Annotated in this window: 13 protein-coding genes; 6 read left to right on the top strand and 7 right to left on the bottom strand. The window is 73.5% G+C overall.

All coding sequences use genetic code 11. From position 1 onward, the window contains the following. Both GTW67_RS32565 and GTW67_RS32570 read left to right on the top strand, forming a co-directional pair. On the top strand, nt 1-401 hold a 401-nt coding region (locus GTW67_RS32565), incomplete at its 5' end, for an aldehyde dehydrogenase family protein (RefSeq protein WP_161168350.1). 71 nt (nt 402-472) lie between these two features. Continuing rightward, entirely contained in the window at nt 473-1,720 is a 1,248-nt protein-coding gene (locus tag GTW67_RS32570) for an MFS transporter (protein WP_161168351.1), read from the top strand. Between the two features lie 79 nt (nt 1,721-1,799). Here the strand turns inward: GTW67_RS32570 and GTW67_RS32575 are convergent, their stop codons facing one another. Beyond that, nucleotides 1,800-2,354: a PepSY domain-containing protein gene (locus GTW67_RS32575; protein WP_524539847.1), complete on the bottom strand. Its 555-nt coding sequence runs from the start codon at nt 2,352-2,354 to the stop codon at nt 1,800-1,802. A gap of 291 nt (nt 2,355-2,645) precedes the next feature. Continuing rightward, a complete protein-coding gene (locus GTW67_RS32580) occupies nt 2,646-3,647 on the bottom strand; it encodes a LysR family transcriptional regulator (RefSeq protein ID WP_161168353.1) in 1,002 nt (333 codons plus the stop codon). Nucleotides 3,648-3,842: 195 nt separating this feature from the next. On the opposite strand from GTW67_RS32580, the gene snpA reads away from it, so the two are divergent. Continuing rightward, nucleotides 3,843-4,526, top strand: a complete 684-nt coding sequence (gene snpA / locus GTW67_RS32585) for a snapalysin (protein ID WP_161168354.1) — start codon at nt 3,843-3,845, stop codon at nt 4,524-4,526. Nucleotides 4,527-4,668: 142 nt separating this feature from the next. Beyond that, entirely contained in the window at nt 4,669-4,911 is a 243-nt protein-coding gene (locus GTW67_RS32590; RefSeq protein ID WP_161168355.1) for a hypothetical protein, read from the top strand. 16 nt (nt 4,912-4,927) lie between these two features. Here GTW67_RS32590 and GTW67_RS32595 read toward each other — a convergent pair whose 3' ends face one another. Then, nucleotides 4,928-5,617, bottom strand: a complete 690-nt coding sequence (locus GTW67_RS32595; protein ID WP_161168356.1) for an adenosylcobinamide amidohydrolase — start codon at nt 5,615-5,617, stop codon at nt 4,928-4,930. A gap of 247 nt (nt 5,618-5,864) precedes the next feature. Here GTW67_RS32595 and GTW67_RS32600 point away from each other — a divergent pair, with 247 nt between their 5' ends. Then, the gene (locus GTW67_RS32600; RefSeq protein ID WP_161168357.1) at nt 5,865-6,215 is read left to right on the top strand and encodes a hypothetical protein; all 351 of its coding nucleotides are present in this window, start codon (nt 5,865-5,867) and stop codon (nt 6,213-6,215) included. Between the two features lie 83 nt (nt 6,216-6,298). Here GTW67_RS32600 and GTW67_RS32605 read toward each other — a convergent pair whose 3' ends face one another. Together GTW67_RS32605 and nsrR are read right to left on the bottom strand one after the other, a co-directional pair. Beyond that, on the bottom strand, nt 6,299-7,495 hold the full coding sequence (locus GTW67_RS32605; RefSeq protein WP_161168358.1) for a globin domain-containing protein: 1,197 nt from the start codon (nt 7,493-7,495) through the stop codon (nt 6,299-6,301). Nucleotides 7,496-7,566: 71 nt separating this feature from the next. Continuing rightward, nucleotides 7,567-8,013, bottom strand: a complete 447-nt coding sequence (gene nsrR / locus GTW67_RS32610; RefSeq protein ID WP_161168359.1) for a nitric oxide-sensing transcriptional repressor NsrR — start codon at nt 8,011-8,013, stop codon at nt 7,567-7,569. 149 nt (nt 8,014-8,162) lie between these two features. On the opposite strand from nsrR, the gene GTW67_RS32615 reads away from it, so the two are divergent. Then, entirely contained in the window at nt 8,163-8,606 is a 444-nt protein-coding gene (locus GTW67_RS32615; RefSeq protein WP_161168360.1) for a hypothetical protein, read from the top strand. Nucleotides 8,607-8,618: 12 nt separating this feature from the next. On the opposite strand, the gene GTW67_RS32620 is transcribed toward GTW67_RS32615, so the two are convergent. Together GTW67_RS32620 and GTW67_RS32625 are read right to left on the bottom strand one after the other, a co-directional pair. Continuing rightward, complete coding sequence (locus tag GTW67_RS32620; protein WP_161168361.1) at nt 8,619-9,302, bottom strand: ABC transporter ATP-binding protein; 684 nt, start codon at nt 9,300-9,302, stop codon at nt 8,619-8,621. Further along, on the bottom strand, nt 9,299-10,384 hold the full coding sequence (locus GTW67_RS32625; RefSeq protein WP_161168362.1) for an FtsX-like permease family protein: 1,086 nt from the start codon (nt 10,382-10,384) through the stop codon (nt 9,299-9,301). Before GTW67_RS32625 ends, GTW67_RS32620 begins: the two co-directional genes overlap by 4 nt. Nucleotides 10,385-10,587 lie beyond the last annotated feature (203 nt).

A 10,587-nucleotide genomic window follows, 5' to 3' on the forward strand; every position in this document is an offset into this window, starting at 1 on the left:
CGGGCGGCGAGATCGACGGCGCCTGCTACCGCGCCACCGTGCTGGCCGGCGTCACCACCGACATGCCGGCCTGGCGCGAGGAGATCTTCGGCCCGGTCGCCCCGGTGCTCTCCTTCGCCACGCTGGAGGAGGCCGCGCGGATCGTGGACGACTGCGAGTACGGGCTGTCCGTCGGCATCCTCGGCGACGTCGGCACGGCGATGAAGCTCGCCGACCGGATCGACTCCGGCAAGATCCACATCAACGAGCAGACCGTGGGCGACGAACCCAACGCCCCCTTCGGCGGCGTCAAGGCCTCCGGCACCGGCTCCCGTTTCGGAGGCGCTGCCGCCAACGTCGAGGCGTTCACCGAGACCCAGTGGGTCACGGTCCGCCCGGACATCGCCGACTACCCGTTCTGAGCCCCTCCCCGCACCTCCCCGCTCCTCCCCGTCCGCTCGCCCGCCTTCCGTCCCCTGGGGGGAATGTCACCATGGCTTCCGCCACCACGTCCGACGCGCCGGCCCGCACCGGCACCGCCGGCGACAGCAGATGGACCGTGCTCCTGTGCTGGATCACCGTCCTGCTCGAGGGCTACGACCTCGTCGTCCTCGGCGCGATCATCCCCACCCTGCTCAAGACCCACCACCTCGGCATGACCGCGGCCGACGCGACCACCGTCGCGACGCTCTCCCTGGTGGGCGTGGCCATCGGCGCGGTCTGCGTCGGCCCGCTCGCCGACCGGCTGGGACGCCGCCGGCTGCTCATCGGCTCGGTGGTGGTGTTCTCGGTCTTCACCCTCGTCGTGCCGCTGGCGAACTCGGTGGCCATGTTCGCCGCGCTGCGCCTCGCCGCCGGTCTGGGCCTCGGCGCCTGCATGCCCGTCTCGCTGACGATGATGGCCGAGCACATGCCGGCCGCCCGCCGGGCGCGGGCCAGCACCCTGACGATGACCGGCTACCACACCGGCGCCGTCATCACCTCGCTGCTGGCCCTCCAGGTCACCGACGACTGGGAGGTCCTGTTCTACGTGCTCGGCGTCGTCGGTCTCGTCGTCGCCGCCGTCCAGTGGTTCAAGCTGCCGGAGTCGGAGACCTTCGTCCGGGCCAGGCGGGACGGGGCGCGGCGGGTGCCGTTCACGGAGCTGCTGAAGCCGGCGTACCTGCGCGCGGGCATCGGCATCTGGGTCGCCTCGTTCATGGGGCTGCTGCTGGTGTACGGGCTCAACACCTGGCTGCCGAAGCTGATGAACGACGCCGGCTACCCCGTCCCCACGGCCGTCACCCAGCTTCTCGTGCTCAACGTCGGCGGCGTCGTCGGCCTGGTCCTCGGCGGGTGGGTCGCCGACCGGCGGGGCATCAAGGGCACCACGATGGGCTGGTTCGCGGTGTCGGTGCTCATGCTCGCCTGTCTGAGCGTCAGGATGGAGAGCGACCTACTGCTCAACACGGTCGTCTTCCTCACCGGTGTGTTCGTCTTCTCCGCGCAGGTGCTCGTCTACGCCTACGTGACGTACTTCTACCCGGCCTCGGTGCGCGGCACGGCGCTCGGTTCGGCGTCCGGCATCGGCCGGATCGGTTCGATCGTCGGACCCTCGATCACGGGCGCCCTGGTCTCCTCGGGGATCGGCCACCCGTGGGGCTTCTACTTCTTCGCCGCGGTCGCGGTCTGCGGCTTCCTGGCCGTACTGACCCTGCCGGCCCGGACGCGGAGCGAGGGGGCGGAAGCGACCGCCGTCTGACGGCGAACGGCACGTGAGAAGGGAGCAGTCGGGCGAGGTGGCCCGCTGCTCCCGACGTGCTTGTCCGACGGACCGGCGCTCAGTCGGTGTCGACGTCCTCGCGCAGGATCTTGCCGTTCGTGGCGTCGACGTCGACCGTCGTCTTGTTCCAGTTGTTGGTGTCCACGACGTCGACGGACCACATGACCTGCTGGTTGTCGTTCTCGTCGAGCCCGACGGCGGTGACGGTGCCCTTGGCCTTGCCGGTGGCGGCCTTCACGGCCTGCTGCGGGGTCTGGGTGGCCTTGCCCAGCCGGTCGGCCATCTCCTTCTTGTCGTCCGCGTCCTGGTCCGAGTCGACCTGGCTGCGGAAGACCTTGCCGCTGACCGCGTCGATGTCGACGCGGTGCACGGTGCCGTCGGAGGCGGCGACCTTGGCCTCCCACTCGGGGGCGCCGGCGCTGGGCGCGGGGTTCGGGGTGCTCGGCATCGGCGAGCCCGTGGGGGACGCGGTCGCCTCGGCGGAGGTCTTCTTCAGTTCGAGGTCGACCAGCTTGCTGCCGGACACCTCCTTGACGGCGGTGTCGGCGGCCTTGTCCCAGGTCACCTTGGCCATCGGGACCAGGGCCTTGCGCTCGGCCTGGTCCTCGTTCATGGAGGCCGAGGGGGAAGCGGAGGAGGCGGCGGGGGACGAGGCGGTGTCGGTCGGGGAAGCGGTGCCGGTGGGGGAATCCGTCGGTGCCGCTTCGGCGACACTCGAGCGTGTCGTATCGGCATTGGTACAGGCCGTCATCAGCAGTACGGAACTGCCCAGGGCACACAGCACGGCCATCGAACGCATGGGGGGAAGTCGTCGCGCAGAGCTCATGCCCCTCTCCGTAACCGTTTGGCCCTGTTGTCATACCGGTTCGGGAGGGAAAGCACCTGAATGGCGGGATGGTCCGGTTCACCGGGCGGGAACGAACTCCGCCCGGTCGGTGCCCGTCCCGGTGGCCGGTGAGGTGGCCGGTGAGCACGGGGCCACGGCGGGTGTGCGGGGGCCCTCCAGCCACTCGCGGTAGACGGCGGACTGGCGGGCCGCCTCCCAGTAGGCCTCCTCCAGCGCGGGGTAGACCGCGTCCAGTTCGGCCCGGGTGCGCGCGGCCAGCAGCAGGCGCACGCCGAGGGGGTCGCCGTGCAGGGGCCGCACGGCCATGTCGGGGCGGGACTGGGAGCTGGGCTGGCAGACGGTGACGACTTCGCCGGTCGCGACGAGGGACGCGGCGGTGTGGTAGTCGCCGTGCAGGACGCGCGGGTCGAGGCCGACGGCGCGCAGCATGCGGTGCACGCCGTCCCATTCGCCGTCGACGGTGGGGTCGACCATCCACCGGTCGTCGGCGAGGTCGGTGACGTGGACGACGGGGCGGGCGGCCGCCGGGTGGTCGGCGGGCAGCATGACGAACTGCGGTTCGCGCTCGACCAGGACCCGCAGCCGCAGGCCCTCCGGGACGTGCAGCGGGCAGCCCTCCACCTCGTGCACGAAGGCGACGTCGAGCTGTCCTTCGCCGACCCGGCGCAGCAGCGCGTTGGCGGAGACGTCCATCTGGAGCGTGGGTTCCAGGCCGGGGCGTCTGAGCCGGCGCAGCCAGCCGGCGAGGGCCCGGCTCGCGGTGGAGCCGACGCGCAGCCGGCTGTCCCCGCCGGCCGCGGCGGAGCGGGCCTCGCGGACGAGGGTGCACATGTCGGCCAGCAGGGGCCGGGCCCGGCCGAGGACGGTGCGGCCGAGCGGGGTGGGGCGGCAGCCGCTGCGTTCGCGGACGAACAGCGCGCCGCCCAGGGCCTGTTCGATGCGGGTCAACTGTGTGCTCAACGTGGGCTGGGCGACGCCCAGTTGGCGTGCCGCCCGGTGCAGGCTGCCGGCGTCGGCGATGGCGCACAGCGCGCGAAGGTGCCTCACCTCGAGCTCCATGCAGGGAGCGTAGAGCGGAACAGTTGGTTGCGCCAGGTGAACAAAACACGGCGGATCAGGGCGAGTTCTGCACTCCGGCCGAAGCTGGGTGATAGCCCGGACCTATCGCCTGTTGCCATCATCACAGCGGGCTCATGGGCGCCCCACACTCACCGGTGACGACTTCTCCCCACTCCCCCACACAAGGAGTCATCGATGCGCATCACCCTGCCCCTGCTGTCCACCGCGGTCGGTCTCGGCCTGACGGCCGCCGTGCTCGGCTCCGGCCCGGCCGCGACGGCCGCCGCTCCCCAGCCCCAGGCCCCCGTGGCACAGGCCGGTTACGCGCCTTCGGCCGGCTCGGGCGAGGACGCCCGCGCCAACCAGGCGTTCTTCGAGGCGGTCGTCAAGTCCGTCGCCGAGAAGCGGGCGGCCAACCCGTCCTCGACGGCCGCCGTCACCGTCTACTACAGCACCTCCAACGCGCCCAGCTTCCGCACCCAGATATCCCGCAGCGCCCAGATCTGGAACGGCTCGGTGGCCAACGTGCGCCTCCAGGAGAGAAGCTCCGGCGCGGACTTCGCGTACTACGAGGGCAACGACTCGCGCGGCTCGTACGCCTCCACGAACGGTCACGGCAGCGGGTACATCTTCCTCGACTACACGCAGAACCGGCAGTACGACTCGACCCGCGTGACCGCCCACGAGACGGGGCACGTGCTCGGTCTGCCGGACCACTACAGCGGCCCGTGCAGCGAGTTGATGTCGGGCGGCGGCCCCGGCACGTCCTGCACCAACGCGTACCCGAACTCCGCCGAGCGCAGCCGGGTCAACCAGCTGTGGGCGAACGGGTTCGCGGCCGCCCTGGACAAGGCGCTGGAGAAGAGCGGTCAGCGCTGAGCACCGGGTGAACGGTAGGTGAGCACAGTCGCGGGGACGGCCGGAGCGGGCCGTCCCCGCGCACGTGTGCCCAAGCCGCTTGCGAGAGCCCCGAGGGGGTACCCGACGCCCACTCACGACTACTTGGGCGAAGGAGCCGTACGTGGAGGGCAACAGGCTCGGCGATCTGGAACCCGGCACACGGCAGCGCGCGCAGTTGCGCAGCCGTGTCGCCGACATCTCGTGGACGGCGTTGTGCGTGGTGCTCGCGCTGTGGGCGGTCTGGAGCGCCGTCGGTGTGGCACGGGGCGCGACGGCGTGGGCGTACTGCGCCGTGGCCTGGGTGCTGCTGGCGACCGCGCTGGCCCTGCGCGCGGCGGCGGTACGGCGCAGGAACTCGGTGTAGCCGCCGGTGCTGCCGCTCAGGCCCGTGCGGGGGCGGGCAGTGCGTCGAGTACGGCGCGGTGGACGGCCCGTGCCAGCCGGGCGCCCCACTCGGAGCGGGGGCCGGCGAACGCGTGGACCTCGGTACCGGGGCGCGGCGCGTGGGCGGCGACGCACACGGCGTCGGTCGGGGTGCCGGAGCAGTCGAGGCCGGCTTCGAGGAGTGCCTGCACCTTGGCCTCGGTCGCCGTGATGACCGCGTTGACCAGCGCGGCGTCACTCAGGGCCACCGGCAGCGCGGCGAGGATGTTGATGGTGCCCGGCCCGGGTGCCCCCGTGCCGCCCGCCTGCGGTGCGGCCGCCCAGCCGCGTACGGAGACGCCCGCGGTGACCACGGCCTCCGTGCCGCCGTCCCGCGCGCGGCCGGGGTCGCGGACGTCGGCGGCGGTCATCAGACCCATGCCCCGGCCCTCGGCCCCCGCGGCGAGCGCCAGGTCGGCGAGGTGCCGCGCGGGGTCGGTGCGCCGATAGCCGTGCGCCACCTGGGCGTTGAGGACCCACGCGCAGTCGGCGATGCCGCCGCCGAGCACGGCGCTGCCGGCCATCCGCCAGCCCGGTCCGGGCCGCCACAGCAGGGCGTGCAGCCGTTCGCCGTCCTCCACGCGGGTCAGGCGCTCCAGGCCGAGCAGCCGGGGCCCGGTTCGGGGGGTGGGGAGGAGGGCGGGCACCGGTCGGGGCTCCTTGCCGGTTCGGGGCGGGAGGGACCGGACGATCGTACGCGGCGGCGCCGCGGGAGCCCGCGGGGCCCTTCGGCGGCACGGTCGCGTCCCGTGTCCCGTCCGGCACCCGGTGCCGTGGCGCGGTCACGCCGGGGACGCTCCGCCGGCCCCGTCGCGGTCGCCGCGCATTGCGGACCGGGTCCGGGGCACTTTCACTGAAGGCACTTCGCCATCAGGCGTCAGATCGGAGGCCACGATGCTGTCCCACACCCTGGAGCACGGAGTCCTCGTCATCACGGTGGATCAGGATCCGGGGATCGACGGGCGGGCCGCGCTGTCCACGCACATCACCCATCTCGTCGACGCCCATCAGCCGGCTCCGGTCGTCATCGTCCTGACCGAGGAGGCCTCCAGTGGCGCCGCGGTCAGTGCCGTGCTCCGGGCCCACCAGTGGTGCGGCCGCCTCGGTGTCCTGATGAGCGTCGTCACCCACAACGCGCCGGTCCGGCGGCTGCTGGAGGACAACGCCGACACGACCGGCCCCCGGCTGGTCGTGCACGCCCGGATCGACACGGCCATAACGACGGCCTTCACCGCAGCGGCCTAACGCGGTCCCGGAATGTGCGGGCCGGCGACGCGGCCCGCCGACCGGCACCCGGTGCCGCCGGCCGGCGAGGCCCCGGCGCGGTGCTACTGCTGTCCGAGCCAGAGGTCGGGGCCGAAGACCTCGTAGTGGACGGCCTCGGCGGGCACCCCGCGGCGCAGCAGGCCGCCGCGGACGGCGCGCATGAAGGGCACCGAGCCGCACAGGTAGACCGTGACCCCCTCGGGCAGGTCCAGGCTCTCGACGTCGACGAATCCGGCGGATGCCTCCGGAGCCCGGTCGCCGGGCTCCTCGTACCAGAGGTGGAGCCGGGCGTCCGGGAGCGCGGCCACCAGGTCGAGCTGCTCCTGCCGGTGGGCGTGGTCGGCGGGGGTGCGGTCGGCGTGGACGACGGTGACCGGGCGGCGGGTGCCGGTGGCGGCCAGGTGGTCCAGCATGGCCAGCATGGGGGTGACGCCGATTCCGGCGGAGACCAGCAGCAGCGGGCCGTCGCCGTCGGCCAGCGCGAGGTCGCCGAACGGCTCGGAGACGGTGAGCACATCGCCCTTGCGCGCGGTGGCGTGGAGCCAGGACGACACCTCGCCGTCCGGCTGTCCGGCGCCCTGGACGCGCTTGACGGTGATCCGCCGCTCCGAGCGGCCGGGCGCGGCGGAGAGACTGTACTGGCGGATCTGGTGCGAGCCGTCGGGCAGTTCGGACCGGACGCTGACGTACTGGCCGGGGCGGAACGGCCGCGCGGGGCGGTCGTCGGCCGGGCGCAGCGTGAAGGAGACGGCGTCGGGGGTCTCCTCATGCCGCTCGACGATCTCCATGCGGCGCCAGACCTGTCCCTCGACGACCTCGGACTCCTGGTAGAGGCGGGCCTCGATGGCGATGAGCGCGTTGGCCATCAGCCAGTAGACCTCGTCCCAGGCCGCGGCGACCTCCGGGGTGACCGCGTCGCCGAGGACCTCCACGATCGCCGCGAACAGGTGACGGTGGACGATCTTGTACTGGTCGGAGGTGATGCCGAGAGAGGCGTGCTTGTGCGCGATCCGGGACAGCATCGCGTCGGGGCGGGCGTCGGGACGCTCCAGCAGCATCCCGGCGAACGCCGCTATGGACCCGGCCAGTGCCTTCTGCTGCTCTCCGCTGGCCTGGTTGCCCCGGTTGAACAGGTCCCGCAGCAGCTCCGGGTGGGCGGCGAAGAGCTTCCGGTAGAACAGCTCGGTGATGTCACCGATGGCTGCTCCGACCGCGGGAAGGGTGGCCCGGACCACGGGGACGGACTGTTCGGAGAGCACAGCGACTCCTAATTGGTAGATGATTTTCGTGTTTTGAGTCAGGCGTCGGCGCGAGTCTCCCCGCCCGCTCGTCAGCCGGGCGGGCGCACCGTCAGCCCGACCAGGACCGGGCCGGTCGGCGAGGCCACCAGGTCGGCGACGGTCAGCGGGTCGAGCGTGCTGTAGAACGCCTCCTGCGCGGCGCGCAGGGCACCTCGCAGCCGGCATGCCCCGCGCAGCGGGCACGGGTTCTCACCCTCGCAGGCGACGACCTCGCCGTCCCCCTCCAGCTCCCGGACCAGCCAGCCGACCGAGGCGTGCCGCCCCAGGTCGGTCAGTGTCAGTCCACCGCCACGGCCGCGCCGTGCCTCCACCACACCGAGGCGCTGGAGCCGGGTGATGGCCTTCGCGGCGTGCGTGTACGGCACGCCGACGGTCTCGGCCACCTCGCGGGTCGCCAGGGGGTCGTCGCCGTCCTTCAGGACCGCCAGGCGCATCACGGAACGCAGCGCCAGGTCGGTGAATTTCGTCAGCCGCACAAGCAGGACCCTAGCAAATACGCATGTTAGATTCGTCTTTACCTGCGGCTGGAGCCCTGTGGAGTGCGTCACTTGACGGGCCGTGCCGGAACGGCCGCCCAACGGGGTGGCGGGCGGCCGCGGTTGGACACGGCGGACGGTGACATCCGATGGCAGCGGAAGACGGCGGCTCCCCCGCTCCGGACGGCTCCTCGGCCGAGGGGGTTCCTCTCCCCCGCGTCCTGTGCGACACCGCGGAGCTCCTGGCGCACGCCGGCGAGGCGGAGGCCGGCGCCCTGTGGCGGCTCGCGGAGCCGGGGCGGCAGCTGGACGCCAACGTGGTCCGCGTCCCCGCGTCCGGGCGGGTCGGCACGCACACCGAGCCCGATCTCGACGTCCTGCTGCTCGTCCTCGACGGGTCGGCCACCCTCGTGTGCACCGACGGCGACCGCCCGCTGCGGCCGGGGCTGCTGACGTGGCTGCCGCACGGTTCGACGCGTGCCGTCCAGGCCGGGCCCGACGGGGTCGCCTATCTGACGGTCCACCGGCGCCGGCCGGGGCTGCGGATCCAGCCGCCGGGTGCCGCCGACCGGCTCCGTCCCGGCGGCGCCTGAGCGGCGGCCCGGTCAGCCGGCGGTCGCGGCCAGGCTCAGGCGTCCGTCCCGCACCTCGGTGACACGGTCGGCCGCGGCCAGCTGGGCGTGGTCGTGGGTGACCAGCACGGTGGCGGTGCCCCGTTCGTGGGTGAGGCGGGTGATCAGGCGGATGACGGCGGCGCCCCGCTCGTGGTCGAGGGCGCTGGTGGGTTCGTCGACCAGCAGCACCCCGGGGTCGTTCATCAGGGCCCGGGCGATGTTGACGCGCTGACGCTGGCCGCCGGACAGCTGGTGGGGCCGGCGGCCGGCCTGGTCCGCGAGGCCGACGGCGCCGAGGAGTTCCAGCGCCCGGTCCCGGGCGGCGCGGTGGCCGCGGCCGTCGATGTGGGCCATCACCTGGAGCTGCTCGGCCGCCGTGAGGGACGGCAGCAGGTTGGGCTGCTGGAAGACGATGCCGATGCGGCGCCGGCGCAGGTCGGCCAGTTCACCGCGGCTCATCCCCGTGGTGTCGGCGCCGTCGACGGTGACCGTGCCGGCGTCGGGGGTGATGAGGGTCGCGGCGACGGCCAGCAGGCTGGACTTGCCGGACCCGGAGGGGCCGACGACGGCGGTGACGCTGCCGCGCGGCACGTCCAGGGTGACGCGGTCGAGGGCGGTGAGACGGCCGTCGCCGTCGGGATAGGTCAGCGTGACGTCGGTCAGGTGCAGGCTCATCGGGCGCTCCCCAGGGCGGTCAGCGGGTCGACGGAGGTGATGCGGCGGACGGCGAGCGCCGCCCCGAGACCGCCGAGCAGGATCATCACGGCGGCCGGGACGAGGACGGTGGCGGGCGCCAGGTCGAACGGCACCGCACCGGAGACCGCGGCACCGGTCGCGACGGCGGCGGCGGTGCCGACGAGGGTGCCGCCGGCCAGGAGGATCCCGGCCTGCCCGAGGGCGTCGCGCAGCAGTCCGGCGGTGGTGGCGCCCAGGGCCTTCAGGACGGCGATGTCGGCGCTGCGCTGGATCGTCCACACGGTGAAGAAGGCACCGACGACCAGGGCGGAGATGGCGAACAGGAAGCCGCGCATCAGTTGCAGGGAGCCGTTCTCGGAGGGGTAGGAGCCGATCGCGGCCAGGGAGTCGTCCTTGGTGACGGTCTCGGTGCCGGCCGCCCGGTCCGTGGCCGCGAGGTCCGCGCCGGGGCCGGTGTCCAGGGCGATCACCGTCGCGAAGGGGCCGCCGGCGGTGCCGGTGGGCGGGGCGATCGCCTGCCAGGTCCCGAGGCTCGTCCACACCACCGGGGTGTGGCTGAAGGACGCGTCGCCCTCGGCGGCGGCCACGGTGAGCCGCCGGCCGGCGACGGTGACGGTGCCGCCCGCGCGGACGCCCAGTTCCTCGGCGGCGGCGGTGGACAGCACCGCCGTACGGTCGTCGAGGCGGTCGCCGGCGGGTGCGAGGGGCGAGCCGGGCCGGACGCCGAAGACGGACACGCCGGTGCTCCGGTCGCCGGCGTCGGCGCGGGTGGTGGTGATGCCGAGCGGCTCGGCGCCGCGGACACCGGGGGCGCCGGCCCACCGGCGCCACTGGGCCTCGGTGACGGCGGAGTCGGCGTACGACAGGTCCTGGCCGCCGCCCGGCGCGGCGAACGCGATCCGGTCGGCGGGCAGGGACGTCACGGCGGAGACGTTCTCCCGGGCCAGGCCCGCGGTCAGTCCGGACAGCAGTCCGACCAGCAGGGTGATCAGTACGACGACGGTTCCCATCAGGGCGAACCGGCCCTTGGCGAACGTCAGGTCTCTCAAGGCGACAAACACGTCTTCGCCCGGCCTTTCGAAGCGGCGTGGTGGAGGAGGGAAGGGGGGTGCCGCCGTGGCTCGGCGACGTCCTCCACCGTCGCCGTCGGGGGGCCGGTCGGGCATCGGCCCTGGGCGGGCACTTCGCGGGCCGAAGGGTGCGGGCCGGCCTCTCACTTTCGGCAGATGCCCGGCCCGCCGGGAGGTCCGTAGGCTGGGACGAT

It is taken from the genome of Streptomyces sp. SID5910, from assembly GCF_009862125.1.
GTDB lineage: Bacteria > Actinomycetota > Actinomycetes > Streptomycetales > Streptomycetaceae > Streptomyces.